This is a genomic window from Desulfofalx alkaliphila DSM 12257 (assembly GCF_000711975.1).
Classification (GTDB): Bacteria; Bacillota; Desulfotomaculia; order Desulfotomaculales; family Desulfohalotomaculaceae; genus Desulfofalx; species Desulfofalx alkaliphila.
Genome location: NZ_JONT01000001.1, coordinates 205,087 through 231,671 on the forward strand (window position 1 = coordinate 205,087; position 26,585 = coordinate 231,671).

Here is a 26,585-nt window from a genome sequence, read left to right on the forward strand (position 1 = left end):
TTGGCTTTAAATATCCCTAATTAATGGAGTCCAATGATGTACTATAAAATTATTTCCACAGGTAAACACAATGAATTGCTATGGGAAAACCAGGCAATAAATGATATAAAGGCCTTTATGCAGGCAGTGTCTGTCACCTATGGCTTAGATTTTAAACTTGTTTTCAAAAAAAATTCTAAGTATGTTAAGGTGGTATTATTGGACGCCCACCCTAGGGAGACTGATAACTGGAGGGCTGAGTTCCAATTTCGCACCTGCGGCAAAAATAACGGGGGTATATTTTTAAAGTTTATTAGATTTCCCGTAAGGCTGCAGGGAAAGGGTTTAGGTACCTATTGTGTTAACTGGCTGGAAGACCTTGCAAATAAGTACGGTTTTAAATATATAGTCTTCAGTGCATATAATTCTGCAGACGGTTTTTGGCGCAAATTAGGCTATCAGTATAGTAATAATGAAGAATTTATTCAAGAACTATATTTTAGCAATTGATTAAGGTGGTGCAAAAAGGCACCACCTTAATTAGTTTACGCCTACCAAAAGAAGGGGCGGCGTCGAAACGGTGGGAAGAAGAATGGCGGGAAGAAAAACGGTGGAAAAAAGAAAAAGGGGAAACGACGTCTAAATGGAAATCCGAATCCGGGACCCCTAAATTGATTTTGATCAAAGGAATTGGGACCGGCGATGTCAAAGGGCCAGGGTCCGAATCCGGGGCTTGCTCCGGGCCATGGCCAGGGCCAGCGGGGTCTGCTACCAAAGCCAGGACAGCCGCCGGGTCCGTAACCGTATCCCGGTCCATACCAATAGTCCGGCCCCCACCCAGAACCAGGCCCTGGTCTGTTTGCTACACCGGGGCGAGGCTTAGTTGTGGTCATTAGAATACCTCCTTTAGTTTGGAATCTATAACATATTATGGGAGGGAGGGAGTTGTTGTTACATATAATGGCAATAATAATGCTAGCCCCCATGAATAAAAGGGAGCAAGAAAAAGGGATATTGGCAATCGCCGGAGAAATGATACTATTATGAACTATCCTGGATTAAGTAAACGTTTATCAATTTTAGCCGGCTATGTGGAGCAGGGAAAAATTATAGCGGATATCGGCACTGACCATGGCTACCTGCCCATAGCCTTGGTAAAATCGGGGAAATGCCCCAAGGCCATTGCCTGTGATGTAAATAAAAAGCCCTTGGAAGTGGCAGCTAAAAATATAACTGCCAATGGATTAGACAGCAAAATAGAACTGCGCCGGGGAGACGGGCTACAGGTGGTCCAACCCGGCGAGGTGCAAGTGGTGATTATTGCCGGTATGGGCGGTAACACCATGAAAAAGATCTTACAAGAGGCGCCTGCCGTATTGGATTCTTTAGAGGGGCTGATACTGCAGCCCATGGCAGATGAAGAAAGCCTAAGGCGATGGCTGGTGACCAATAATTGGAGCTTGGTAGACGAGACCTTGGCCTATGAAGAGGGGCGATTGTATACCTTTATTGTCTGCCGGCAGGGAAATGAGCGGCAATATAGCGATGTGGAACTGGAAATTGGCCCGCGGTTAATTGAAAAAAGACATCCCCTATTGCCTGCTTTGTTGGATAGACATATAATTAAGTACAATAAAATACTTGATGGGTTGGAAAAAAGCAATAAACCCCAGGCTAAAGAGAAAGCTCACTATATAAAGGAAAGAATACGACAGATTGGTGAGGTGGCAAATCATGTCGATAAAGAACAAACAAATATTTAAAATGATAGAAGAGCTGGCACCTAAGCACCTGGCCGAAGAGTGGGACAATGTGGGCCTGCAAATAGGAAGTGCTGCCAATGAGGTGCAGCGTGTGCTTTTAGCCCTGGATATAGATGAAGAGGTGGTGCAAGAGGCCGAGTACCACCGGGCACAGCTGATTATCACCCATCATCCCCTGTTAATCAAGGCAATAAAAAATATTAATGTGGACACCCCAAAGGGTGGCTTAATAGCGCGGTTGTTAAGTAAAGGCATTACGGTCTATGCTGCACATACTAATTTAGACAGTGCAGCAGGCGGTGTAAACAGTGTGCTGGCAGAAAAGCTGGGCCTGCAGGATATCCATGTGCTGCATGTAACCGGCACCGAAAAATATATTAAACTGGCGGTTTTTGTGCCGGCAGAGGATGTGGAGCAGGTGGCTGCCGCCCTTAGCGGCGCCGGTGCCGGCTGGATTGGTAACTACAGCGACTGTAGCTTTAGAACCGCCGGTGTGGGCACCTTTCGCCCCGGGGAGGGCACAAACCCCCATATCGGTGAGCAGTCCAAGTTAGAATTTGTAGAAGAAGTGAAAATAGAAACAATAGTGCCCCAAGAAAAGATTCTGCCGGTGATTAAAGCAATGATTGCCGCCCATCCTTACGAGGAGGTGGCCTATGACTTATATCCTTTACAAAACCGGGGGCCGGCCTATGGTTTAGGCAGAATAGGTACTTTAAGCCGGGAACAGAACTTCGGTGAATTTGCCCGGCATGTTAAAGAGTTATTAGGCTTGGAGGTAATTAAAGCCGGCGGTCCGTCAGATAAAACAATAAAAACTGTGGCGTTGTGTGGCGGCTCAGCCGGTGAACTGTGGCCTAAAGCTGCCGCCAAGGGGGCCGATGTGTTTATATCAGGCGATATTAAATATCATACTGCCCAAGACATTATCGCAGCGGGCTTGTGTTTTATTGATGCCGGTCATTTTCATACTGAATTTCCGGTAATTGAAAAATTATATAATTACCTGACTTCCCGCTGTGCTGAAAACAATTTAGAAATTGAATTCATTATATCAAAATCGCAAAAGGATCCCTTTGTATACTTTTAGGATGAGGTTTATTGCCTCATCCTTTTTATATTCACAGGCCATCCGGTGGGCACAATCACTGTTAAAAACTAATAAAGGGGGTTGTTTTATGATCAACTTGCAGAAACTTTGGGATATGCAACAACTGGAAGCAAGGCAAGGCAAAATCGAAAGGATGCTCAAACAAAATGATATCGTCCTAGAATTAAGGCGGATTAAGCGGAACATTGAGGCCGGTCAGCGGGAATTTAAGTCTATGAAAGAAAGGTATAGGGCCCTGGAAAGAGAAATAGATCAAGAGGATTATCAAGTGGGTGAACTCAAAAAACAAATAACAGAACTAAATGGCAAGCTCTTTGGCGGCGAAATGCTGAATAAGAAAGAAATAGCAGGTGCAGAAAAGAGAATAGCTGCCCTGAAGAGGCAGGTAAATGAGACTGAAAATGCCGGTATCATGTTGCTGGAGGAGCAGGAGATATTAAAAAATAAGCTCTTAAAATTAAGTGAAATACTGAAAGAGCAAAGGGAAGAATTTTATCTGCTCAGGGAGCGCTATTACCAAATGCAAAAGAAAAACCAAGATGAGCTATCCCAAATTATCCAGAGCAAAGAAAAACTATCCCAGGGCATTGACGGTGAAGTAATGCAGCTATTTTATAAAATGCAAGAAAAGCTAAAAAAACCGGTGGCTAAGGTTGAGGACGGTGTGTGCGGCGGATGCCATATGACGGTTACCTTTGATAAGTTAAAAGAACTGAAAAAGAATAAAATAGTAAAGTGCGACAATTGCGGCAGATTGATCTTTAAAAAATAAAATATTTACCCCCTTTGCCAGGCCCGGCATTATTACTCTTAGGTGTCCCGCGCCGGCCATGATCGAAAGGAGGGTGACCTGACGGGTTTAAAATTACTTGGGTCACCCTCTTTTAACAGCGTAAATGCCAAATTCATCCACCCAGTGTAATATCCTGCTCTTGGTACCATTTTAAAGCCTCATAAAAGTGATCCCGTTGAAAATCCGGCCAAAGGTGGTCTACCACATAGAAATCAGCATATATTGATTGTACCGGTAAAAAACCGCTTAATCTTCTTCTGCCGCCCCACCGAACAATTAAATCAATTCTTGAAATGTCGGAGGATGCTATGGCCTGATGCAGGTTTTTATTGTTGGCGCTGTTGGCGATGCCCTGGTCTAAATCCCACTTCCAACCGTAATTAACAAGAAAGTTAATTTTAATTAATCCCCGGCCAAAATGCCGGCGGGTGGTAAAGGGTAGTAGTTCTTCAGGAAATTGCGGTGAATCTGTGTTGCCAATTACCAGCAGCGAAGCGTCATGGTTAGCCAACCTTTTTACGGCGTCAACGCAGGCCTTTTGAAAAGCTTTTTTTTGAACAGCGGGACGCTTTGTGTTATCTTGGGTAAAACCGTAAAAGGTAACCTCCGGGATGCCCAATTCTAGGCATGTTTCATATAAGGCAAAGCCCGGATCAATGCCCTTATCATAGCCTGATTCTTTAGGTAATCCTTGCCGCTGGGCCCATCTTCTATTACCGTCGGGTATTATTCCCACATGCTTAGGTAAACGTTTAAATTTTTGCATGCCTCTTGTTACACCTCTAAAGACTTTTTCCAAATTAGTCATAATGTTAATATTTACAAACTTCTTCTTCGGTATACATAAAATTCGTATTCAAAATATTTGTCTTGATGTTAGAATATATATAAAGGCCCATGGGGCCAATTAAGGGAGGTGCCCGCAATGGGTAATATGAACCTGCCGCTGCGTTTGAAGGAACTTGGTGACCTCTTACCTGACCACCAGGCTATTATATATAGAGGGCAGCGTATAAGTTATAAACAGCTTTCTAACATGGTAGATAAACTTGTGGCCGGCCTTTTGTCAATGGGGGTAAAAGCCGGTGACCGAATTATCATTTCCCTTGCCAACTGCCCGGAGTTCGTTATTAGCTACTATGCATCACTAACCATGAATGCCGTTGTGGTACCGCTTAACCCCGATTACACCTTAGGGGAATTGAGGGTGATCGTCAATGATTGTCAGCCGGCGGTGGTAATTACTTCTGCCAAAGGCCTAAGTCTGTTTAGGCAATTAGAAGACCGACAGCCACATCAACGAAAGCTGGTGGTGGTAGATGCAGATGAAGCCATTGCCGGCGCAATAGCATTTGATGATTTAATAAACCGCAATGATGCCGGCAATGAAAGCTTTTTCTATAAGGAAGATGAAACCATAGAATTACTTTACACCTCCGGCACCACCGGTGTGCCTAAGGGGGCCATGTTAACACACAAAAACCTATATAGCAATGCCAGCACCATTACCCAATTAATGAAAACCAATGAAAAGGATAGGGTGATGCTGGTTGCCCCTGCCTATCATGCGGCAGCCCAAACGGCTTGTATGAACCATGCTGTGTGTGCCGGGGCCACCTTGGTGATACACAAACGGTGGCCCGGACCCAAAACGGTCTTAAAGGATTTTGAGGATCAAAAAATAACCATCTTTTTTGGCCCGCCTATTTTTTATACCATATTATGTAACTACTCGCAGAGGGCTGATTATGATACCGGCTCCTTGAGAATCTGCCTGAGCGGTGCATCCTCTCTCCCTGAAGTTATCTTCAACAAATTTAAGGAATCCTTTGGGGTAGAGATTACCGAAGGCTATGGCCTGTCAGAAACATCGCCGGTGGTGTCCCTGACGCCTCCCTTTGGGTTAAAAAAGATAGGTTCGGTTGGTCTGCCCATTCCGGGGGTTGAAGTACAGATAGTTGATGAGAGAAAGAAAGAGCTGGCCCATGGACAGGTGGGAGAAATTGTTGTAAAGGGTCCCAACGTCATGAAGGGTTATTATAACAAAGAGACCGAAACCCGTGCGGTCTTAAGGGACGGTTGGTTTCATACCGGTGACTTAGGCTATAAGGATGAAGACGGTTATATTTATATTGTGGACCGCAAGAAAGACTTAATAATAAGGGCTGGGCTAAACATCTATCCCCGGGAAATTGAAGAGCTGCTGCTCACTCACCCCGACGTTTTAGATGTGGCGGTAATAGGTGTTGCTGACAGCTTACACGGAGAAGAAATCAAAGCCTTTATTGTCACCCGCACAGGAGAAGAGATAGATGTTAAGGAACTGAGGAATTTTTGCAAGGGCAAAATCGCATCTTATAAAATCCCCAAATACTTTAAATTTAGCAAGGCACTGCCTAAAAACGCAGCGGGCAAAACTCTTAAAAAGGTGTTGCGCACCATTGAAGAAGATGATTAAAACATAGAAGACTCCCGGTTAATTCCGGGAGTCTTCTGTATTGGCAATAATTGTTCTAATTTCATCACCGGTTAAAAATTTATTTTCCGCCAACTCTTTGGCCACTGCAATAACCGATTGCTTATTGGCCTGCAATTTTTCTTCCACTAATACTGCCTGCTGTTGAACAAGCTCTTGATAGAGGGCTGAGCGCTCTGCCTCGGTGAGAACTTCCCAGGGAACCGGCCCCAGGGGAGAAAGTCCGTTGTTACACATATTTATTATCAATTGTTGAACCCTTTCTAAATCGTCTTGGGCCCCGGTGGATAACCCTTCTTCAGCATAGATCATTTTCTCTGAGACCAGACCTGCCAAATATATGCGGATACTTTTTTCAATATCTTCTTTTGTCAAAAAGCGCGACTCCCTTGACCCCATCACATAGCCGCCGGGTAGCGGCTGTAAAAACCAGCCCTGGGAGTTACTAATAACATGGGTTTCGATTATCTCAGCTTGAACGGTGGAATTAGGGAATTCAATTTCCCTCATTACAGCATGGCCGGCCTCATGAACGGCTAACTTATCCAGCTCGTCCGCTGTCCAAGGGGCAGGGGCGGCAAAGTAATTCAACAGGCCAAAACAATAGGCTGCAGAGAATGTCAGCGCCAATAAAGATGATATTATCCCGGCCAGGGAACAAAAGGCGGCTGCGGAAAAGGCCTTGCCGGCAGCTCCCTTGTGGTCTTTAGTATTTGATCTGATGGCCTTAATTGAAACTAAGAGCAGTATGGCCCCCAACAGTATTAGGGGCAGTGTAAAATAGATTAACTGATAAAAGGCTTGATTAATATCCAATAAGGTTTGATAAGTTTGCAAAAACATTAACCGTGAAAAGGGCAGGTAGGCCAGAACTAGATAACCAAGGGCAATAAGCGCTAAAATATAAGCGTACATATCCCACCTCTTTTTTTAAAAATCACTTTTATAATTAATTCCCGTTTTAGGGTGCTTATCCTTCCGTTAATAATAAAAACAAGCCAAAAAGAAAAAAGCCCTCGAGTATACCGAAGGCTTTTAATGGTGCCACGAGCCGGAATCGAACCAGCGACACGCGGATTTTCAGTCCGCTGCTCTACCAACTGAGCTATCGTGGCCGGCATATGGTGGGCGATGACGGGCTTGAACCGCCGACATCCTGCTTGTAAGGCAGGCGCTCTCCCAACTGAGCTAATCGCCCATTGCGCGACAAGTGTTATTATAGCAAAGTTATTTTAAACAGTCAATAGCTAATCGTTAAAAAGGCGGCGCCCAGATTGACTTCAAAATTAATTTATACATTAAAATAGAATTAGCGATAAATTAAAACCGGGCACCTGGCAGGTCTTACCACCCTCTTGCTTACGCTGCCCATAAAAAAGCCCTTTAGTTCCCCCAAAGCTCTACTGCCCATAACAATTAGCTCGTAGCCGCCTTTACTGAACCGACATATTGAATCTGCCGGATCACCTATGAGCACCTCGGTGTTAATTTTTATTCTCTTCTTACCAAGTCCCACTTTAATTTGGTAAGTAGCTTCTCGCCCTCCCTTACTGTTTCATCCATTAGTTTATTTTTAACCGGGTCGGGGCCTTCATCCGGACAATTACAATCTCTTTCTATGTACCTGGCCACACTGGACGGCAGTGGCAGCGTAACGTGCAGTAATGTTATATCAGCATCCACCTTTTCTGCTAAACCGGCCGTTCCTGGCAGCATTATAAAGAAGGTTCTGAGCCGTCAACCGGCACCAAAATGCGCTTGTACATTTATACCAATCCATGTTTAAAAAATACTATTATTGAATTATTCGTAAAAACTTGTTAAATTCCTACAATTTCGAAGGCTTTTATGCATATCTTGTCCGCTGAAAATAAGTATAGAGAATTTTTTGGATATTTTATAAATTTTAAATCAAACAAGCAGGATTATTTTACCGGGTAGCGAATATATACTTCTAAATAAAATAGTTTTACTAATTATTAACAAAAAAATAAAGTTAGCTGCGCCAAAAAAATATTCCCACAATAATTATACTTGTAAAAGCCGATAAAACATGTTATTATTTACACAAGCTAACTGAATAACTGACCAAATGCTTGGACACAAGTGAAATACAAGGCTAATTACCGCTGAGAATGTGCCCATTCCTATTAAGTAAGCCAGTTTTTTTATATTACATAAAAATTTTTAACACAGAGTGTTCGCGACTTCACAATCACAAGGGTTAACTAATTTTAATATATTTGTTTAACCGTATGTGAAGGGAGGGGAAGGATGCTAATGGCTGAAGCCGGAGCAACTAGAAAATACGACCCAGAGTTTACTAAGGAAGTTTATAAAATGGAAAACGGGCATTGGGTCAAGATGTGCATGCAGTGTGGTATATGTCCCACAACTTGTACCCTGCGGGGACAAATGGATCTATCGCCCAGAAGGATTATTCAGCTTATTCGTTCTGGAGCGAAGGATGAAGTACTAAAGAGTAATACCATGTGGCTGTGTACCTCTTGTTATACATGTGCTTGCCGATGTCCGCGTGGTGTGCCGATGATGGATGTTATGCATGACTTGCGTCGTTTGGCAGAGGAGGCAGGCTATGTCAACAATAGTTCCCATATGTCAAAGGTTTACTATGGTGATGTAGCCAAGCGTGGGCGTGTTTGGGAAGGCGGGCTTACCATAAAGTATGGTTTAAAACTGGGCATCTTCAATGCCATGAAGCTCGGTTTAGAAATGCAGGATGTTGTAATGCAAATGATGAAACACAAGCGTTTACCTATATTTCCGCCGCCCAGCGTAAAGAATCCAGCTAACCTGCGTAAAATGTTGGACAAAGCTGCAGCTTTGGCAAAGGAGGAGGGCTAATTAATGAAGTATAGTTTTTATCCCGGATGTGCCAGTGAGGGAAATGCAATAGCCTACTATAAAACCACCAAAGCTGTTGCCGAAAAGTTGGGTATTGAACTAAAGGAAATAGAAGATTGGAATTGCTGTGGTGCCACTGTAACATCCAGCGTTATCGGAGAGTTCGCTGCGCAGGTTTTGGCGGCACGCAATCTGGCCCTTGCTGAAAAGCAACAGCTTGATGTTCTAGCTACTTGCAGCTCTTGCTATGCCATTTTGGGTTTGGCGAACAAAAAGTTTGCTGACAGTAAATATAAAGAAAAGGCCAATATTGCTTTAAAAGAAGATGGCTTACAGTATGACGGAAGCTTACGGGTAAGATTCATCTTAGATGTATTAGTAAATGATGTTGGGGTAGATAAAATTGCAGCCGCAGTTAAAAAGCCTTTAAACGGTTTGAAAGTGGCTGGTTATGTTGGTTGCCAAAGTGTAAAAGCTCTCAGGGGGGAATATGATGATCCGGAGTATCCCACTGCCCTGGATAATATTATCACTGCCCTGGGAGGACAACCGGTGGCCTTTGAAAACAGCAACAAGTGCTGTACCGGCTCCCTGGCACTTACTGCCCCTGAAATTACCATAACGGCAGTTCACCCCATCTTAGACGGTGCTGCTAAGGCGGGAGCAGATATAGTTGTTACCCCTTGTCCCCTGTGTCAAATGAACTTAGATGCCTACCAAGCCAGAGCGAACAAACAGTTTCAAGCCAATTATACACTGCCTGTCCTATTCCTCAGCCAACTGATGGCTTTGGCCATGGGCATGGATAAAAAACAGGCCTGCTTGGAGTACTGTATAGTATCGCCCTATCAAAAACTGGCTAACTGGGCTTAATCAAGCTGAACTCCTGCTTATAAAATTAAAAAAATACTTGGGAAAAGCAGGACTTTCCATGGTCAATATTGAATAGTTTGTACAAGAAGTTACAAGCTAGAATCTTTTTTAGGTGTAGCAGAGCAAGTGACATACTACACCTGAGATTTATAAAGAAGGGGTTACTTGATAACCAAAGCACATTAATTAAAAACCCCTTTAGTCCGTTGTAGCGGCGATTGCGACTGAAAGAACCATCACAATTGCACAAATAGCACAATGGACAATTATAATTCTAATATTTAAGGAGGTTAGAAGTACTATGGCATTAGTTGCACCTCATGGCGGAAAGCTGACCCCGGTTTTAGCTCCGGCAGAACAGCGCGCCGAATTGGAAGCCAAGGCTAAAACACTACCGGTTATACGTATGAGCTCTCGGGAAACATCCGACTGCTTGATGATTGGTATGGGAGCATTCAGCCCGCTGACTGGCTTCATGAACAAGGAAGACTATGAGTCAGTTGTTAACACCAAGCACCTGGCAAACGGATTGGCCTGGCCCATCCCCATTACCCTATCAGTAACTAAGGAACAAGCCAATGATTTGGCCATTGGTCAGGAAGTTGCACTGGTTGACGATGAAACCGACATCTACGTTGGTATTGTAACCGTTGAAGACAAATATGAGTACGACAAAACCAAAGAATGTAAAGAAGTATTCTTTACAGACGATGCTGAGCACGCCGGTGTTCAGAAGGTTATGGCACAGGGTGAGGTAAACATCGGTGGTTCACTGGTGACCTTTAGTGAACTGGGCTATGACGAAAAGTATGCCGGCTACTATGCCCATCCCCATGAAACCCGTGCTCTGTTTGAGTCAAAAGGTTGGAAAACTGTTGCTGCCTTCCAAACCCGTAACCCACTGCACCGCTCACACGAATTCTTGTGCAAAATCGGTAACGAGGTATGCGACGGTTTATTCATACACCCAATCGTTGGTAAGTTAAAGGCCGGGGATATCCCTGCAGAAGTGCGCTTCAAGTGCTACCAAGCACACTTGGAAAACTACTTTAACCCAGCTACCGTGGCCATGAGAGTATATCCCATGGAAATGCGTTATGCCGGTCCCAGTGAGGCATTACTCCATGCTATTTTCCGTCAAAACTTTGGCTGCAGCCATATCCTAATTGGCCGTGACCATGCCGGCGTTGGTAGCTACTACACTCCTTATCAAGCTCAAGAAATCTTTGATTTATTTAAGCCTGGCGAAATTCTTTGTCAGCCCATTAAAGTTACCGCTGCTTACTACTGTAAGAAGTGTATGGGTATGGCTACAGAAAAGTCTTGCCCGCACGGTCCGGAAGATCGCATCGCTATCAGTGGTACCAAGGTGCGTGCAATGTTTGCTGCCGGCGAACTGCCACCCTTAGAGTTCGGCCGTAAGGAAGTTCTTGAAATTCTTACCCAATACTACCAGAGTTTGGAGAAGTAATATATTGCAACGAACGAAGCCGGTTATTTACAACTACCAAAATTAAGGAGGTGGTTGAAGTCCGGTAGGTGAGTTGCCTAATTCACTGGTAATAGCATTACGAGTGGTTAATAGAGGTGCGGAGGGAAAAGGTTCGTGTTAAAGATTAATAACCTTCTTTCCGTCCGGTCACCTCAAAATAAAATAAACTATAGGAATAGGAGGTTAAATTATGCCTAGTTTTGTAATCCAAGAGAAGTGCGATGGCTGCAAGGGGCAGGATAAAACTGCTTGCATGTACATCTGCCCAAACGACTTAATGGTGCTTGACAGAGAAAAAATGAAAGCTTACAACCGTGATGTTTCAATGTGTTGGGAATGCTACTGCTGTGTAAAGATTTGCCCGCAGCAAGCTATTGACGTTCGTGGCTACGCTGACTTTGTTCCGATGGGTGCCAGCTGTGTACCTTTGAGAAGTTCCGACAGTATTATGTGGACTGTTAAGTTCCGTAACGGAATGATGAAGCGCTTCAAGTTCCCCATCAGAACCACTGAAGAAGGTAAAGCTGAGCCTGCCGGTGGATATCCAGCAGATCAAAATGACTTAAACGACGAAACTCTGTTTACAGAGCCTGCTTCCTTAGGCTTGGATGCAGTTCCTACTTTAAAGTAATCTCGTAAGTATCGTACTTGTCTTATAAAATAAATATTAGAAAGTTAGAAGGAGGTTAATATAATGCCGGTTAACTTTGAAACTGTAGAAGTTACAACTGATATTCTTCTTCTCGGCGGCGGTATGGCTGCATGTGGTGCTGCTGTAGAGGCTGCTTATTGGGCACAAAAGCATGGGTTAAAAGTAACCCTGGTTGATAAAGCTGCTATTGATCGTTCTGGTGCTGTTGCCATGGGTCTGTCTGCTATTAACCAGTATCTGGGCCTGGCAAAGGGCGAGAACACTGTAGAAGATTACGTTCACTATGTTAAGAACGACTTAATGGGTATTGCACGTGATGACTTGGTTTACAACATTGCCCGTCACGTTGACTCTTCCGTTCACCTGTTCGAAAAGTGGGGTCTCCCCATCTGGAAGAACGACGAAGGTAACTACGTGCGCGGTGGCCGTTGGCAAATCATGTTAAACGGTGAATCCTACAAGGTAATCGTAGCTGAAGCTGCTAAGAACGCCCTTGGTGTAGACAACATCTATGAGCGTGTTTACATTGTAGACCCCATCATGGACGGCGACAGAATTGCCGGTGCCATTGGCTTCAGTACCCGTGAAGAAAAAATTTATGTATTCAAAGCTAAAGCTGTATTGGCTGCCATGGGCGGTGCCGTTGGCGTATTTAAGCCTCGCTCCACCGGTGAAGGTTTAGGCCGTTCCTGGTACCCACCATTCAGCTCTGGTTCATCCGCATACTTTACCATGGTTGCCGGTGCTGAAATGACTTGTCAAGAAGTTCGTTTCATTCCGGTGCGCTTTAAAGACGCCTATGGCCCTGTTGGCGCCTGGTTCTTGCTCTTTAAATCCAAAGCAACCAACGGATTTGGCGAAGAGTACATGGTAACCCGTCGCAGTGAGTTAGAAAACTGGGGACCATATGGTAAGGTTAAGCCAATTCCTGCTAACTTACGTAACTACCTCGGCATGCTGGATGTAAACGACGGTAAAGGACCTCTATACATGCAGACTGCTGAAGCTATTGCTAACTTAGCTAAAGACTATAAAGACGATCCTAAGGCCTTCAAGAAGAAGATGAAGCAATTAGAAAGCGAAGCTTGGGAAGACTTCCTCGACATGACTGTATCACAGGCTATTCTGTGGGCAGCTTGCAACATTGCTCCGGAAGAAAAAGCTTCTGAAATTGCTGCTGCTGAGCCTTACTTCATCGGTTCACACTCCGGTGGATCAGGTGCTTGGGTAAGCGGTCCGGAAGACATTGCTCCTGCAGAGTACAAGTGGGGCTATGCTAACATGACCACCGTTAAGGGTCTGTTTGCAGCCGGTGACGCTTCCGGTGCATCCAGCCACAAATTCTCCTCCGGCTCACACGCTGAAGGACGTATTGCTGCTAAGGCTATGGTTAAGTTCTGCGTTGAAAACCCAGAAATGCCGAACGTTGACCCAGCCAAGGTAGAAGAACTGAAGGCTAAGATTCTCAAGCCCATGGTTCTCTTTGAAGAGAAGAGCGGCTTCACCACTGACCCAGATGTGAACCCTGAGTACATTGTGCCGAAGCAATACATGTTCCGTCTGCAAAAGCTGATGGACGAGTATGTGGGCGGTTGCTCAGCTAACTTCTCCACCAGTAAGACCTTACTGGAAAAGGGTCTTGAGTATCTGTTGATGCTGAAAGAAGACTCTGAAAAACTGGTAGCCCGCGATCTCAACGAACTGATGAGAGCATGGGAAAACATCCACAGAACACTACAGGCTGAATCACACATTCGCAGTGTACTGTTCCGTGAAGAGACCCGTTTCCCAGGCTACTACTTCCGTGCTGACTTACCGAAACTGGACGAAGAAAACTGGCTGTGCTTTGTAAACTGTAAGTACGACGCAGAAAAAGGTGAATTTGAAGTATTCAAGCGCGACATCATCAGACTGCTCGACTAATACAGTTTAAATAACTAGATAGTTAAATTTAAGATGGCCCGTGGCCGCGCTGGCCACGGGCCATTAAAATAAGCATAGAGCGTTTGGCCTGTGTCGATGTGAGGCCTTTTGACTCCAGGTGGCCTTACGGCACCTGGAATTTTATTTTCTGTGAATAGCCCTAAGCTTGTTAATAAAAGAAGTGCCTATCCAACTACACTGGACTAGGGAGTGAGAAAATGGAGAATAAAACTATATTAGTGGTAGGTGGAGGTATCAGTGGGATTACTGCCGCCACCGAGGCAGCAGAGGCCGGTTGTGAAGTCTTTTTAGTGGAAAAGAATTCCTACCTGGGCGGCAAGGTATCGCAAATTAACCAGTACTTCCCCAAAATGTGCCCTCCTAACTGCGGCTTGGAAATTAACTTCCAGCGCATTAAAAAGAACCCCAGAATTAAGGTGCTAACGCTTGCAGAGGTGGAAAGCATTTCGGGTTCAGAGGGCAATTTTGATGTTAACATTAAGTTAAACCCCCGTTTTGTAAACGGTAACTGCACAGGCTGCAACAAATGCACCGAAGTGTGTCCTGTCGAGCGTGCCAACGACTTTAACTTTGGCTTAGACAAAACCAAGGCCATTTACTTGGCTCATCCCTTTGCTTTCCCCATGAAGTATGTTATAGATGCCAAGGCCTGTGAGGGTGCTTCCTGTGGTAAGTGTGTTGAAGCATGTGAATATAAGGCCATAGATTTAAACATGGAAGCTAAAACAATGACTGTTAATGTCGGTGCCATCATTTGGGCTACCGGCTGGAATTCCTATGATATGGCCAAAATCAGCAACTACGGCGGCGGTCGCTATGAGAATATGATATCTAATATCATGATGGAGCGTATGGCTTCACTGACCGGCCCCACCGGAGGTAAAATTATACGCCCTTCAGACAATGCTGAGCCCAAGAAAATAGCCTTTGTTCAATGTGCCGGTTCCCGGGATCAGAATTATCAAAAGGCTTGCTCATCGGTATGCTGTATGGCTACCCTAAAACAGGTTAACTATGTGCGGGAACAAAATCCTGATGCCGACATTACCATTTACTTCATGGATATAAGGGCCATGGGTAAGCATGAAGACTACTACCAAAAGGTAATGGAGAAAGAGGTTAAGCTGATAAAAGGTAAGCCCAGTGAAATCAAAGAAAACCCAGACAATAAGAACCTAATTGTACTGTCTGAAGATCAGTTTACTCAGGAAATTACCACTCTGGAATATGATATGGTTGTACTGGCCACCGGAATGGCCCCGGCAACTGCTGAAGACAAGGTGCCTGCAGAGTTAAATTATGATGTAGACGGTTTTCTCATTGCCGGACCTCCAACACCTGGCATTTACGGCGCCGGCTGCACACGGAAGCCTGGCGATGTAGCATCTTCAGTACAGGATGCCACCGCTGCAGCGCTGAAGGCTATACAATCTACGGTGAGGAGGTAAGATGATGGACAAAAAGATTGGAGTTTATATCTGTACTGGCTGTGGTATCGGGGAAGCTGTTGATGTAGACGCCCTAGCCAAAGTAGCCACTAAAGAATATAAGGTTCCAGTTTGTAAAACAGATTCCTTCCTCTGTGGTTCCGAAGGCGTTGATTTAATTAAAGCCGATATCGAAGGCGAAGGTATTAATACCATCGTTATTGCTGCATGCTCGAACCGGGTTAACAATGATGTGTTTAATTTCGGCAGCGACAAAATTGTAGAGCGTGCCAATTTAAGAGAGCAGGTTGCCTGGGTTCACGAGGCGGATGATGAAGATACCACCATGTTGGGTGAAGACGTAATTCGTATGGCATGTGTAAAGGCCAAAGCAGTTGAATTACCGGACCCTTATGTTGTTGAAAATGTTTCTAAGGCCATATTAGTGGTCGGTGGCGGTATGGCAGGTATCACCGCTGCCCTGGAATCTGCCAAGGCCGGTTACAAAACTGTGCTGGTGGAAAAAGAGGCTACCTTAGGTGGCTGGCTAAACAAACTGTATAAGGTAACCCCCTTGGGCGCCCCCTATACTGACATAGAGGATCCCAACGTTGAAGCCAGGGTTAAGGAACTGGAGGATAACCCCAACGTTACCATATACACCTCTGCTAAAATTGTTAAGATTGAAGGCGCCCCGGGTATGTTTGATGCCACCATTGCAGCCAACGGCAGTGAAGTGGCTGAAAGGGTGGGTGCCATTGTGCTGGCTTCCGGCGCTGTGCCCGTAGACAATGCTAAATTGGATTACTTGGGTTATGGCCAGTACAAGAACGTTATTACCCATGCCGAATTTGAGGAAATGGCAAAGAACGGTAAGATTGTGCGCCCATCAGATGGGCAAGAGGCCAAAAAAGTTGCCTTTATCCAGTGTGCCGGTTCCAGGGATAAAGATCGCTTACCATACTGTTCTGCCGCCTGCTGTGTTGAAACCTTAAAACAAGCGACCTATCTAAGTGAATTAAACAGCGATGCCATTGCTTATATCTTCTATAAAGATATTCGTGCTTCCGGTACCTACGAACATTTCTATGAGAAGGTGCAAGGAACCGGTGCAGTATTTATTAAGGGCGATATCACCGGCATGAGTGAGGCCGGGGACGGAACCCTTAATCTGGAATCAGAAGATGTGCTCTTGGGTGGAAAGGCCAGCCTTGAAGGGGTTGACCTGGTGGTCTTGGCCACCGGTATGGTGCCCACAACAGCCTTTGGTAAAGAAGTTGTGATTGAAACAGAAGCAGAGGATGAAGCTGCGGCTGCCAAAGAGGAAGAAGAAGAAAAGGCAACACCGGATACCATTATAGCTTCGGATATTCTGAATTTGGGATACAGACAGGGTCCTGAATTGCCTACCCTCAAGTATGGGTTCCCGGATTCACACTTTATTTGCTTCCCATATGAAACACGGCGGACCGGAATATACGCCTGCGGTACCGTACGTGCCCCGATGGACATGGCTAAGGCAATAACCGATGCCACCGGTGCTGCATTGAAGGCTATCCAATGCGTTGAAGCTACCGCCGTGGGTGCGGCAGTACACCCAAGGAGCGGTGATTTGTCTTACCCAGATTTTAACTTAAATCGCTGCACCCAGTGTAAACGGTGTACAGAAGAGTGCCCATTCGGAGCTATTAACGAAGATGAGAAAACAAACCCGCTACCGAACCCCACCCGCTGCAGAAGATGTGGTACCTGCATGGGTGCATGTCCGGAACGGATTATCTCCTTCAAGAACTACTCAGTACCGATGATCGGCAATATGATTAAAGCCATTGAAATACCGGAAGAAGATGAAGAAAAACCAAGAATTCTGGTATTTGCCTGTGAAAACGACGCCATTCCGGCCTTGGATATGGCCGGTATCAACCGTGCCAAGTACAATCCATGGGTTCGTATAGTACCTGTCAGATGTCTGGGCTCACTGAACCTGGTATGGATTGCCGACGCAATGAGTAACGGATTTGACGGCGTACTGCTGATGGGTTGCAGGCATGGTGAAGATTACCAGTGCCACTTCATGAAGGGTAGCGAACTGGCAGAGATTCGTCTGTCCAAGGTGTCAGAAACACTGGACCGTCTGGGCTTAGAATCTGAGCGTGTTCGCACCGCTGAAGTGAATATCATGGACTTCCTGGAAGTACCAAAATTATTAGACCAGTTTGCTGAAGATCTAGATGAGCTGGGTCCAAACCCAATGAAGGACTTTTAAAAGAAGGACTTCTAAAAAAGGCACCCTGTGTAAGTCACAGGGTGCCTTGCCATTGGGTCCCGTAATTATACCCCTATGGGCCCTATAAATCACTCAAGGGACTAAGCATTTTATCCGGTTTGTTCTTCCGGGCACGGTTGGTAAATCTATAAAAAACAAATCATTTTATTAGAGGAAATTGTAAATATATGTAGAAATCATTCTTTACAGTATATTTATTATTTGCACTGGTTAGTGTTTTCGGAGGAATTTGTTTTGAGAAAAATAGGCATTGAATTTTTAAAAGAAGGCATGAAGGTAGCTCGACCGGTTTACAATAACAACGGCCAGGTGTTGTTAAATGCCGGCGTGCTACTAAATAAAAAATACATCTCTAAACTTAAAGAGTTAAATATACCGGCTCTTTATATTGATGATGGTTTACTTCCCGAGCTGGAAGTGGATGATATAATTGCTGAAGAAACCAGGGTTAAGGCCATCACTACCGTTAAGAACATAATGAATAAAGCGTCCAATTGTAAAATGTCTAAAAACATTATTATACCGGAGGCTGTTTTAGATTCTATTAATGATATACTGGATGATTTGTTAAACAATAAAAATATAATGGTAAACTTAACAGATATTCGCAGCAACGATGACTACGTTTTTGGTCATTCTGTAAATGTTTGTGTCTTGGCCTTGATCACCGGTATAGCAATGGGTTTTCCACGGAAGAAATTAATAGATTTGGCGGTGGGGGCCATATTGCACGACATTGGTAAAATGTGGGTACCCAAGGAAATATTGAATAAGCCAGGGAAATTGACAAGGGAAGAATTTGAGGTTGTTAAAAAGCATTCAGAATGGGGTTATGAAATTTTAAGAAATAAGGCCAATGTAAGTATTATATCCTGTGCTGCCGTATATCAACATCATGAGCGTTATAACGGTCAAGGTTACCCCCAGGGTTTGGTGGGTGATCAAATTCATGAACTGGCTCAAATCATTGGTTTGGTGGATATGTATGATGCAGTGGCATCTAATCGGGTATATAGAAAGGCATTCCCGGCCCACGAGGCCTTTGAATTGATAGCTGCTTCCGGCGACTATCTCTTTAGATATGATATTGTTGAAGCCTTTTTAGATCACGTGGCTGCATACCCGGCAGGTACCCTGGTGCTGCTAAATACAGGAGAACATGCCGTGGTGGTGGAAACCCCGGTGGGAATGTCTTTACGCCCTAAGGTAAAATTGCTTTATGATGCAGAGGGAAACCCCATAACCGAGAAGGTTTATATAAATTTAAGTGAGGTAGTTAATATAACTATTAAGCGATTGTTGGAGGACGATGAAATAGCGGCTTTGAAAAGAGCAACTTCATAAGGCGAGCAAAAACCTTCCTAGCATGAAGGTTTTTTGTTTTTATTCATTGAATATATAATTTTAGTTTATTGATACTATAAAAAAGAGGTGATAAAATGCCTAAGACTTCAAAAAGCAAGTTTTCTATCATCTTTACCGTCTTATTGGTTATATTACTTGTGTTTGCTGCCGGTTGCACCAAGGAAGGTAATAATGAACAGTCCGAAAACAAGAACAGCCAACCGCCCATCAGTGAAGGCGTTGAAATGTCACTGCCGGGGGTGGGGCCAAATACCATTGCTGAAATAGTTGAAGCAGCCAGTCCCGCTGTGGTTAAAATTGAAACGGTGGTCATAGAAGAGACCCAAAATCCCTTTCTTAATGATCCCTTTTTTAGACAATTCTTCGGTGTACCCCAACAGCCCCAATATCAAGAACGTACAGGCCTTGGGTCGGGGTTTATAATATCCCAGGAGGGCTATATTTTAACCAATGAGCATGTGGTGGACGGTGCCAAGGAAATACAGGTGAGGATTAAGGGCAGGGATAAACCTGTGCCGGCCAAGGTTATAGGTGCGGACTTTGATTTGGACTTAGCTGTGTTAAAAATACCGGGCTCTAAGGATTTGCCTACTCTAAAGATGGGCAGTTCAGAGCAAATTCGGGTGGGCAATTGGGTGATAGCCATTGGCAGTCCCTACGGCCTGGAAGACACAGTGACAGTGGGGGTAATAAGTGCCAAGGAACGTCCGGTTAGTGTGCAGGACCGCCACTATAAACACCTGCTGCAGACCGATGCATCCATTAACCCAGGCAATAGCGGCGGCCCCCTGTTGAATTTACAAGGAGAAGTTGTGGGGATAAATACGGCGGTAAATGCCCAGGCCCAGGGCATCGGATTTGCCATTCCCACCAGTACGGTTAAAGAAGTGTTGGACGATTTAATAGAAGAAGGACGTGTGGTGCGCCCTTGGATGGGTGTGCAGATACAAACGGTAACCCCTGACTTGGCTCAGTATTTCAGACTTAATCAGGACTGGGGAGTGGTCATAACCATGGTACTCAGAGGCAGCCCTGCGGAAAAGTCCGGCCTCAAAACCGGTGACGTGATTGTAGCCTTGGACGGTGAGCGGGTAGAGAATACTGATAAGCTCACCGATATTGTGCGGGCCAAGCAGGTGGGAGACCCGCTGGAGGTGGAAATAATCAGAGACGGTAAAAGGGCTCAGGTTAAGCTGATTGTTGAGGAGCGCCCGGCAGACAGCAGGTAAAATCATTGACGCAACACCGCCCCTAGGGCGGTGTTTATTTTTTTCATAAGCGGAAAAAATAAGCCCATGAGAATAAAACTTCCCTATGGTAAAGGCTTTATAAATGCAGAAATTGAGGATGCCAATCTTGCAGGTGTCTTGCTGCCGAAGACAGTTAATAATAGAAAGCCCGCCCATGAGATTATAGCCACTGCCCTGTCCAATCCCATTGGCAGCCCTTCGTTGTTGCAAATGGCCAGGGAAATGGCACCCTGCAGCACTGCCATCATTGTCAGTGATATAACCAGACCCCTTCCTTACCGCCAATTGTTACCGCAGATATTTTCTCAATTACACCGGGCAGGCATAACCAGGGACAAGATAACAATTGTAATAGCTACGGGCTGTCATCGCCCTAACAGCCGGGAAGAAACGGCGGAAATGCTTGGCAGGGAGGTGGCCAATGGCTATAAAATAATTAATCATTGCTGTGACAGCCACTTAGTTAAGGTAGGCAGTTTAAGTGACGGTACCCCCTTACTGATAAATAAAACTGTGGCTGAGGCCCGTTTGAAAATAGCCCTGGGCACTATCATTCCGCACAAAATGGCCGGTTTTTCCGGGGGATCCAAATCCATCTTGCCCGGAATAGCCGGCAGAAAAACCATTGAATATAACCATGCCAAGCTCAATCATCCCCAGGCAAAAACGGGCAATTGGCAAAATAACCCGGTTCGAAAACAAATGGATGAGGCTGCCAGAATGGTTGGTTTAAATTTTATTCTCAATGTAGTAACAGATATTGAAGACCAATTGGCATATGCGGTGGCCGGCGACGTGGTGCAGGCTTGGCAAACCGGGGTTAAACACTGTCTGGAGTTAAATAAGGTGGATGTGCCCCACAGGTGTGAAGCGGCCATCATCAGCTGTGGGGGTTACCCGCGGGATTTAAACGTGTATCAGGCCATAAAACCGATGGTTAACGCTGCCAAGGTAACCGCCAAAGGTGGAACCATAGTGGTATGTGCCCGCTGTCAGGAAGGTTATGGCGATAAAATTTTTAGTCGTTGGTTAAAGGAATCGAATGAGGCCGGTGATATGATCGAAAGGTTTAGACGGCAGTTTGTGCTGGGGGGCCACAAGGCCTATGTGTTGGCAAAGTTAGTGAATGATGTGGAAGTGGTATTGGTATCAGATTTGTCACAAAAGGAAACAGAATTACTGTACTTTAACTATAAGCCTAACCTAGCCAGGGCCCTAGAATACTTAAAGGAAAAACACGGCCCAAGCTATCGGGCCTGGCTAATGCCCTATGCAGGGCTCTTGTTAATAGAATAAGCTTTGTTTTGCCACTATTTTAGTTAATTAGTTATTGCAAAGGGTTAGCGGGGCGTATATAATTGATAGTGAAAATAATTCTCTTTAACGATGATAATCAGTGTCAGCCGGAGGTGCGAAATGACTCTTGATAAGGTAAAAAGAGGGCAGCAAATTGTAATCCGCAGCATTCAAAATGAACTGGCCCGCTTGCAAGCAGTCCGCTTTGGTTTAACAGAGGGAGCGGTGGTTACTTGTCAGGAAGTGGTTCCGGCAGGTCCGGTGGTGGTAAGGCGTGCACAGCAAGAAATTGCCATCGGCCGTGATATTGCCCGCGGTATTGATGTTGAGCTTGTATAAAAATATTACACCAGAGGTAGCAAAGTGAAAGATGTGAACATTGCCATAATCGGTAATCCCAATGTGGGAAAATCGGTTGTTTTTAATTATCTTACAGGAAAATACGTTGACGTTTCAAATTACCCTGGAACAACCATGGATGTTATTTGTGGACGGCAAGGTAGATATATTTTTACTGATACCCCCGGGATTTATGGCCTGTCTGACATCAGTGATGAAGAAAGGCTGGCCCGGGATATTATTTTGCGCTCAGATCTTGTTATTAACGTGGTTGATGCAGTACATTTGGAGAGAGATCTTTTTCTTACCCAGCAGTTGATAGATACAGGCACTCCTATTATAGTGGTATTGAACATGATGGATGAGGCCAAGGCCAGGGGAATCTACATAAAAACCGATGTACTGGAAGAGGAACTGGGTGTGCCGGTATTACCGGCGGTGGCTATGGACGGGGAAGGGCTGGGCCGTCTATTTAATAAAATATCCCTGGCCAGGGTGGGGAAGGCTACCCCCCAGCTACAAACTTTGCTGGGAAGCGGTGATTTGCCCACGGCCGCAGCCTTAATGGTGGCCGAAGGTGATAGGGAGGTGGCAGCAAGATATAATGTTGCCCCCGGAACACATCGCGATACCATATATGGCAGGCGTCGAGAGCGCATTAATCAGGTGATTGCCAAAACAATGAGGCAAATTAAGGTGGCGTCCACAACCGGTGAAATAATAGGTGGGCTGATGTTGCGCCCACTGACGGGCATTCCGCTCTTGTTAATCACCTTGGCCTTAATGTATTTAATTATTGGTGTTTTTGTGGCGCAAACGGTGGTTGATTATACCGAAGGGGTATTGATGGAAGAGTATTATGAACCCTTGGTGCGCCACCTTATAGGCATGGTGGTGGCAGAAGATAACCCTTTATGGGTATTGCTGGTGGGTAGGTTTGGTGTCCTTACAATGGCTGTGACGCTGTTATTTGGACTGCTTTTGCCCTTGATAGTCGGTTTACATTTGGTATTATCGGCCCTTGAAGACAGCGGTTATCTTTCACGCATTGCCGCTCTGTTAGATAGGGTGTTAATGGGAATGGGATTAAACGGACAGGCTGTAATTCCCTTAATACTTGGTTTTGGCTGTGTGACAATGGCCACCATTACCACCAGAATGTTGGGTACAGACCGGGAAAGACTAATTACCATTTTCCTACTGGCCTTTGCAGTGCCATGTTCTGCACAGTTGGCTATTATAACCGGTATGTTGGCCGGCTTGGGTTTCTTTTATATGTTGGCCTATATGCTAATTATCTTTACAGCAATGGTCAGTGCCGGGGCCGTGCTGGCCCGTGTGCTGCCGGGAACTTCCAGTCTCTTGTGGATAGATTTGCCGCCCTTGAGGTTGCCGCGGCTTAGTAATGTATTGAGAAAAACCTGGGTTAAGTCTTCAGAATTTATAAGAGAGGCGGCGCCGCTCTTTGCAGGCAGTGCACTGGTCCTGGGAGCCTTGGATGTAACCGGGGGTTTAGAAGCCATTGAAAACAGCTTGGTACCGCTCACCGTTACCTGGTTGGGTTTACCTAAGGAGGTGGCCGGTAGTTTTATAATGGGCTTTATTCGCCGGGAATTTGGTACCGCCGGTTTATTTACTTTTCCCATGAGTGATATACAAAAGTTTATTGCTCTAACAACATTAACATTTTTTGTTCCTTGTTTGGCCACAGCTATGATAATATTTAAAGAGCGGGGTTGGAAGCAAGGTGCTGCCATTTGGCTGATTATTTTTGCCCTGGCCTTTATTATAGGCGGAATTGTAGCAAAAACCATTGCTTTACTTGGCAGTATTGAAGGAGCTGCAGTAATGCCAATGTTAGCCGGTCTAACTCTGCTCATTTTAGTGCTAGTGATGAGGCTCAGCTGGCTAAATGATCGCTTTTCAAAAATGTAAACAAATCAATAAATAAGGTGAACTGGATGAAAAGGGCTAATGCAGTATTTATTTGTGTGCTATTAACCTTACAATTTTTCATGGCCGATGGAGCCTGTGCAGAACCCCAGGTGGTTGGAGAATCAGCGGTACTTATGGATGCAAAAACCGGTCAAGTACTGTACCAGAAGAATCCCGACAAAAAAATGTACCCGGCAAGTACCACCAAAATGCTCACTGCCTTGGTGGCCTTGGAGAGGGGTAACTTAGAAGATGAGGTTACCGCAAGCAGCAATGCAGTGAACACCGCCGGTTCTGCCATAGGGCTGCAAACGGGTGAAAAACTGACGCTGGAGCACCTCTTGTATGCATTGATGCTTGTTTCGGCCAACGATGCGGCAGAGGCCATTGCTGAGCACCTTGCCGGCACTGTGGAACAGTTTTGCCATATAATGAATGACACGGCAAGGCTAATGGGGGCTCGCAATACACACTTTACCAATCCCCACGGGCTACCTGACGAAAACCATTATACCACTGCCTATGATTTAGCGGTTATCGCACGACATGCCATGAAAAATACAGAGTTTATGAAAATAGCCGGTGCTAAATCAAAAATAATTTCTAGGGATGACCCCGAGGCATGGACCGATTTATACAATCACAACAGTTTACTGAGCCGTTATGAACATGCGGTGGGTATAAAAACCGGATACACCAGGGTAGCTCAGCAGTGCATAGTTGCTGCAGCGGAAAAGGACGGCAGGGAGCTAATTGCGGTGGTGTTGAAAACAAAAGGTGTAAACATTTGGTCGGATGCCATCACCTTGCTGGAATATGGTTTTAACAATTTCCAACCCCATAAGTTAATTGACATGGGTGAGGTTGTAGACCGGGTGAAGGTTAACTATAGCAAAGAAGAGATTGATTTGGTGGCCGCTGACCATCTTTATTACAACTTTCCTGTTGGATATCAACCCAATTTGGTACAGGAGTTAGAACTTTATGATGAACCGGAGGCGTCCTTGGATTCAGGCCAGGTGTTGGGAAGCTTGCTGCTGTACGAGGGTGATCATTACCTTACAGAGGTGGAAGTGTTGGCGTCAAAAGAGGTTAAACGCCCCCTAAGCACCTATTGGTGGTTTTGGGTAGGTATAATGACCACAACTACTCTGCTAATGGTAACAGTTTTGTACTTGTTTATGAAACTAAAAAGACTAAAATTCAGGCGTATCAGATAATTGTTGACATTACAGAAACTACCACATATACTGATAAAAAGTCTTGGTGGTGTTGAAAATTGAAAGAAGTTATAAACGATGTGGGGGCCAAGCTTCGTTCTAGGGAATATAAGTTAACACCCCAACGGAAGCTGATATTAAAGGTGTTGTTAGAAAACAGAGATCAGCATTTAAGCGCAGAGGATATATTTACGCTGGTGAAGAAAAAGGCGCCGGATGTTGGTTTGGCCACTGTTTACCGCACCTTGGAGCTTTTTTCCGAAAATGATATCATTCGCAGTGTTAATTTTGGTGACGGTAAAAAGAGATATGAATTTGGCCACCATCAAGAGGGTCACCATCATCACCACGCCATTTGCTTAAAATGCGGCCAAATTATAGAAATAAATGAAGATCTGCTGGATGAGCTGGAAAATCAGGTTATTAATGACCACAATTTTAAAATTACCAATCACGAGTTGAAGATTTTTGGCTACTGTTGTGATTGTAATAAAAAGTAGATTAGCGTAAATATACAAATTCACACCGCAGCGGTGTGAATTTGTATATTTGTAGCAAACTCACACCTACCACCATAAAATATAGAGAGGTGGTATAGAGTGAGAAGCAACAAAAAAATCGGCCTGGCCCTGGGGGGAGGCTTTCTTCGTGGAGCAGCCCATATCGGTGTGCTGCGCGTGCTGGAAAAGGAGGGTTTTAAGCCTGACATGGTGGCCGGAACCAGTGCCGGGAGCATAGTGGCTTCACTGTATGCGGCGGGCTGGTCCGTTGATCGCATTGAAGATATGGCTTTATCATTAAGTGCCAAAGAAGTGTACGATGATGATTTGTCAACACTGGTAAATATAGGGTTGATAGCTGCCGGCAGCATTACCGGCATATTTAAACTACCCTGGCCCTTTAAAAGGCCCCTGGGTTTAATGAAGGGAAAAAGGCTGCAAAAATTTTTAGATAACAACTTGCAAGACCAGGAATTTAAAGATTTGCAAATGCTCTTAGCCATAACTGCGGTGGATGTAAATTGTGGTACCAAGGTTATATTTGTCCATGAACCGGTGCGCATCAGCGCCGCTCTGGATGAGGTATATTTACGCAAAGGTCGGGTGGCAGATGCGGTAAGGGCCAGCACAGCCGTGCCGGGCTTGTTTGAGCCTAAAACAATAGGCAATTACCAACTGATTGACGGCGGTTTAAGGGAACAGGTGCCTGCTGAAGTGCTGCATAAACTAGGGGCTGATGTTGTGTTGGCAGTTGATGTGGGTTATGACGGTGACCCCTATACCCGGGTCAACAGTATATTCCATGTGTTATTACAAACACTGGATATTATTCGGGCCGATGCCATTAAGCGGGAGTTGAGTCAATACGCAGATCTGGTATTAAGACCTCCCTTATCAAAGATCAGTCCCATGGACTTTCACCGCATACCCTTTGCCATAGCCCAGGGCGAAAAAACGGCCAGAGAGATGCTGCCGGAGATAGAGAAATTATTTAGATCTAGCTAGTGGGGTGATTTCA

25 protein-coding genes and 2 tRNA genes are annotated in these 26,585 nt (G+C 45.0%); 20 read left to right on the forward strand and 7 right to left on the reverse strand.

Annotated elements, in window-relative coordinates:
- Positions 1-36: 36 nt before the first annotated feature.
- Positions 37-489, forward strand: a complete 453-nt coding sequence (locus BR02_RS0101055) for a GNAT family N-acetyltransferase (protein WP_031513358.1) — start codon at positions 37-39, stop codon at positions 487-489.
- A gap of 41 nt (positions 490-530) precedes the next feature.
- Here the strand turns inward: BR02_RS0101055 and BR02_RS15710 are convergent, their stop codons facing one another.
- Positions 531-872, reverse strand: coding sequence for a hypothetical protein (locus BR02_RS15710; RefSeq protein WP_207640964.1), 342 nt, complete (start codon positions 870-872; stop codon positions 531-533).
- A 150-nt stretch (positions 873-1,022) separates the two neighbouring features.
- On the opposite strand from BR02_RS15710, the gene BR02_RS14235 reads away from it, so the two are divergent.
- The 3 genes from BR02_RS14235 (at position 1,023) to BR02_RS0101080 (ending at position 3,625) form a co-directional block, all read left to right on the forward strand.
- Complete coding sequence (locus BR02_RS14235) at positions 1,023-1,742, forward strand: tRNA (adenine(22)-N(1))-methyltransferase (RefSeq protein WP_034638608.1); 720 nt, start codon at positions 1,023-1,025, stop codon at positions 1,740-1,742.
- Positions 1,714-2,832: a Nif3-like dinuclear metal center hexameric protein gene (locus BR02_RS0101075; RefSeq protein WP_031513364.1), complete on the forward strand. Its 1,119-nt coding sequence runs from the start codon at positions 1,714-1,716 to the stop codon at positions 2,830-2,832. The genes BR02_RS14235 and BR02_RS0101075 overlap by 29 nt, the downstream gene beginning before the upstream one ends.
- Before the next feature lie 88 nt (positions 2,833-2,920).
- Positions 2,921-3,625 (forward strand): zinc ribbon domain-containing protein, encoded by a 705-nt coding sequence (locus BR02_RS0101080; protein WP_031513366.1) that lies wholly within the window; start codon positions 2,921-2,923, stop codon positions 3,623-3,625.
- Positions 3,626-3,758: 133 nt separating this feature from the next.
- Here the strand turns inward: BR02_RS0101080 and BR02_RS0101085 are convergent, their stop codons facing one another.
- On the reverse strand, positions 3,759-4,412 hold the full coding sequence (locus tag BR02_RS0101085) for an undecaprenyl diphosphate synthase family protein (protein WP_031513368.1): 654 nt from the start codon (positions 4,410-4,412) through the stop codon (positions 3,759-3,761).
- Positions 4,413-4,571: 159 nt separating this feature from the next.
- On the opposite strand from BR02_RS0101085, the gene BR02_RS0101090 reads away from it, so the two are divergent.
- Positions 4,572-6,104 carry a class I adenylate-forming enzyme family protein gene (locus tag BR02_RS0101090; protein ID WP_031513370.1) on the forward strand — a complete coding sequence of 511 codons (1,533 nt, stop codon included), beginning with the start codon at positions 4,572-4,574 and terminating at the stop codon, positions 6,102-6,104.
- A gap of 18 nt (positions 6,105-6,122) precedes the next feature.
- On the opposite strand, the gene BR02_RS0101095 is transcribed toward BR02_RS0101090, so the two are convergent.
- From BR02_RS0101095 to BR02_RS14640, 5 genes are all read right to left on the reverse strand, one after another.
- Positions 6,123-7,037: an ATP-dependent metallopeptidase FtsH/Yme1/Tma family protein gene (locus tag BR02_RS0101095; protein WP_031513372.1), complete on the reverse strand. Its 915-nt coding sequence runs from the start codon at positions 7,035-7,037 to the stop codon at positions 6,123-6,125.
- A gap of 124 nt (positions 7,038-7,161) precedes the next feature.
- Positions 7,162-7,237 (reverse strand) — tRNA-Phe (locus BR02_RS0101100).
- Between the two features lie 7 nt (positions 7,238-7,244).
- Positions 7,245-7,320: transfer RNA gene (locus BR02_RS0101105), tRNA-Val, on the reverse strand.
- 111 nt (positions 7,321-7,431) lie between these two features.
- Positions 7,432-7,638 (reverse strand): universal stress protein, encoded by a 207-nt coding sequence (locus BR02_RS14240; RefSeq protein WP_051688052.1) that lies wholly within the window; start codon positions 7,636-7,638, stop codon positions 7,432-7,434.
- Positions 7,614-7,838, reverse strand: coding sequence for a hypothetical protein (locus BR02_RS14640; protein WP_051688053.1), 225 nt, complete (start codon positions 7,836-7,838; stop codon positions 7,614-7,616). Before BR02_RS14640 ends, BR02_RS14240 begins: the two co-directional genes overlap by 25 nt.
- A gap of 558 nt (positions 7,839-8,396) precedes the next feature.
- Between BR02_RS14640 and BR02_RS0101115 the strand changes: the two genes are divergently transcribed.
- From BR02_RS0101115 to BR02_RS0101185, 15 genes are all read left to right on the forward strand, one after another.
- A complete protein-coding gene (locus BR02_RS0101115) occupies positions 8,397-8,987 on the forward strand; it encodes a 4Fe-4S dicluster domain-containing protein (RefSeq protein ID WP_238442372.1) in 591 nt (196 codons plus the stop codon).
- Between the two features lie 3 nt (positions 8,988-8,990).
- Positions 8,991-9,860 (forward strand): CoB--CoM heterodisulfide reductase iron-sulfur subunit B family protein, encoded by an 870-nt coding sequence (locus BR02_RS0101120; protein ID WP_031513376.1) that lies wholly within the window; start codon positions 8,991-8,993, stop codon positions 9,858-9,860.
- Between the two features lie 301 nt (positions 9,861-10,161).
- Positions 10,162-11,331: a sulfate adenylyltransferase gene (gene sat, locus BR02_RS0101125; RefSeq protein ID WP_031513378.1), complete on the forward strand. Its 1,170-nt coding sequence runs from the start codon at positions 10,162-10,164 to the stop codon at positions 11,329-11,331.
- A gap of 211 nt (positions 11,332-11,542) precedes the next feature.
- Positions 11,543-11,983 carry an adenylyl-sulfate reductase subunit beta gene (aprB, locus tag BR02_RS0101130; RefSeq protein WP_031513380.1) on the forward strand — a complete coding sequence of 147 codons (441 nt, stop codon included), beginning with the start codon at positions 11,543-11,545 and terminating at the stop codon, positions 11,981-11,983.
- Between the two features lie 63 nt (positions 11,984-12,046).
- A complete protein-coding gene (gene aprA / locus BR02_RS0101135) occupies positions 12,047-13,927 on the forward strand; it encodes an adenylyl-sulfate reductase subunit alpha (RefSeq protein WP_031513382.1) in 1,881 nt (626 codons plus the stop codon).
- 218 nt (positions 13,928-14,145) lie between these two features.
- Positions 14,146-15,396: a CoB--CoM heterodisulfide reductase iron-sulfur subunit A family protein gene (locus BR02_RS0101140; RefSeq protein ID WP_031513384.1), complete on the forward strand. Its 1,251-nt coding sequence runs from the start codon at positions 14,146-14,148 to the stop codon at positions 15,394-15,396.
- 4 nt (positions 15,397-15,400) lie between these two features.
- Positions 15,401-17,641, forward strand: a complete 2,241-nt coding sequence (locus tag BR02_RS0101145) for a hydrogenase iron-sulfur subunit (RefSeq protein ID WP_031513386.1) — start codon at positions 15,401-15,403, stop codon at positions 17,639-17,641.
- 255 nt (positions 17,642-17,896) lie between these two features.
- Positions 17,897-19,006, forward strand: coding sequence for an HD-GYP domain-containing protein (locus tag BR02_RS0101150; protein WP_031513388.1), 1,110 nt, complete (start codon positions 17,897-17,899; stop codon positions 19,004-19,006).
- 95 nt (positions 19,007-19,101) lie between these two features.
- A complete protein-coding gene (locus tag BR02_RS0101155) occupies positions 19,102-20,256 on the forward strand; it encodes a S1C family serine protease (protein ID WP_031513390.1) in 1,155 nt (384 codons plus the stop codon).
- A gap of 66 nt (positions 20,257-20,322) precedes the next feature.
- The gene (locus tag BR02_RS0101160; protein WP_031513392.1) at positions 20,323-21,573 is read left to right on the forward strand and encodes a nickel-dependent lactate racemase family protein; all 1,251 of its coding nucleotides are present in this window, start codon (positions 20,323-20,325) and stop codon (positions 21,571-21,573) included.
- A 120-nt stretch (positions 21,574-21,693) separates the two neighbouring features.
- Entirely contained in the window at positions 21,694-21,912 is a 219-nt protein-coding gene (locus BR02_RS0101165; RefSeq protein ID WP_031513394.1) for a FeoA family protein, read from the forward strand.
- 24 nt (positions 21,913-21,936) lie between these two features.
- On the forward strand, positions 21,937-23,847 hold the full coding sequence (gene feoB / locus BR02_RS0101170) for a ferrous iron transport protein B (RefSeq protein ID WP_031513395.1): 1,911 nt from the start codon (positions 21,937-21,939) through the stop codon (positions 23,845-23,847).
- Positions 23,848-23,873: 26 nt separating this feature from the next.
- Positions 23,874-25,067 (forward strand): D-alanyl-D-alanine carboxypeptidase family protein, encoded by a 1,194-nt coding sequence (locus BR02_RS0101175; protein ID WP_031513397.1) that lies wholly within the window; start codon positions 23,874-23,876, stop codon positions 25,065-25,067.
- Between the two features lie 59 nt (positions 25,068-25,126).
- Complete coding sequence (locus BR02_RS0101180; protein ID WP_031513399.1) at positions 25,127-25,567, forward strand: Fur family transcriptional regulator; 441 nt, start codon at positions 25,127-25,129, stop codon at positions 25,565-25,567.
- Positions 25,568-25,666: 99 nt separating this feature from the next.
- Positions 25,667-26,572: a patatin-like phospholipase family protein gene (locus tag BR02_RS0101185; RefSeq protein WP_031513401.1), complete on the forward strand. Its 906-nt coding sequence runs from the start codon at positions 25,667-25,669 to the stop codon at positions 26,570-26,572.
- The last annotated feature ends 13 nt before the right edge of the window (positions 26,573-26,585 follow it).

Coding starts and splice junctions, on each gene's coding strand:
- BR02_RS0101055 (WP_031513358.1), top strand. CDS start 37: ATGTACTATAAAATTATTTCCACAGGTAAACACAATGAATTGCTATGG.
- BR02_RS15710 (WP_207640964.1), bottom strand. CDS start 872: ATGACCACAACTAAGCCTCGCCCCGGTGTAGCAAACAGACCAGGGCCT.
- BR02_RS14235 (WP_034638608.1), top strand. CDS start 1,023: ATGAACTATCCTGGATTAAGTAAACGTTTATCAATTTTAGCCGGCTAT.
- BR02_RS0101075 (WP_031513364.1), top strand. CDS start 1,714: ATGTCGATAAAGAACAAACAAATATTTAAAATGATAGAAGAGCTGGCA.
- BR02_RS0101080 (WP_031513366.1), top strand. CDS start 2,921: ATGATCAACTTGCAGAAACTTTGGGATATGCAACAACTGGAAGCAAGG.
- BR02_RS0101085 (WP_031513368.1), bottom strand. CDS start 4,412: ATGCAAAAATTTAAACGTTTACCTAAGCATGTGGGAATAATACCCGAC.
- BR02_RS0101090 (WP_031513370.1), top strand. CDS start 4,572: ATGGGTAATATGAACCTGCCGCTGCGTTTGAAGGAACTTGGTGACCTC.
- BR02_RS0101095 (WP_031513372.1), bottom strand. CDS start 7,037: ATGTACGCTTATATTTTAGCGCTTATTGCCCTTGGTTATCTAGTTCTG.
- BR02_RS14640 (WP_051688053.1), bottom strand. CDS start 7,838: ATGCTGCCAGGAACGGCCGGTTTAGCAGAAAAGGTGGATGCTGATATA.
- BR02_RS0101115 (WP_238442372.1), top strand. CDS start 8,397: ATGCTAATGGCTGAAGCCGGAGCAACTAGAAAATACGACCCAGAGTTT.
- BR02_RS0101120 (WP_031513376.1), top strand. CDS start 8,991: ATGAAGTATAGTTTTTATCCCGGATGTGCCAGTGAGGGAAATGCAATA.
- sat (WP_031513378.1), top strand. CDS start 10,162: ATGGCATTAGTTGCACCTCATGGCGGAAAGCTGACCCCGGTTTTAGCT.
- aprB (WP_031513380.1), top strand. CDS start 11,543: ATGCCTAGTTTTGTAATCCAAGAGAAGTGCGATGGCTGCAAGGGGCAG.
- aprA (WP_031513382.1), top strand. CDS start 12,047: ATGCCGGTTAACTTTGAAACTGTAGAAGTTACAACTGATATTCTTCTT.
- BR02_RS0101140 (WP_031513384.1), top strand. CDS start 14,146: ATGGAGAATAAAACTATATTAGTGGTAGGTGGAGGTATCAGTGGGATT.
- BR02_RS0101145 (WP_031513386.1), top strand. CDS start 15,401: ATGGACAAAAAGATTGGAGTTTATATCTGTACTGGCTGTGGTATCGGG.
- BR02_RS0101155 (WP_031513390.1), top strand. CDS start 19,102: ATGCCTAAGACTTCAAAAAGCAAGTTTTCTATCATCTTTACCGTCTTA.
- BR02_RS0101160 (WP_031513392.1), top strand. CDS start 20,323: ATGAGAATAAAACTTCCCTATGGTAAAGGCTTTATAAATGCAGAAATT.
- BR02_RS0101165 (WP_031513394.1), top strand. CDS start 21,694: ATGACTCTTGATAAGGTAAAAAGAGGGCAGCAAATTGTAATCCGCAGC.
- BR02_RS0101175 (WP_031513397.1), top strand. CDS start 23,874: ATGAAAAGGGCTAATGCAGTATTTATTTGTGTGCTATTAACCTTACAA.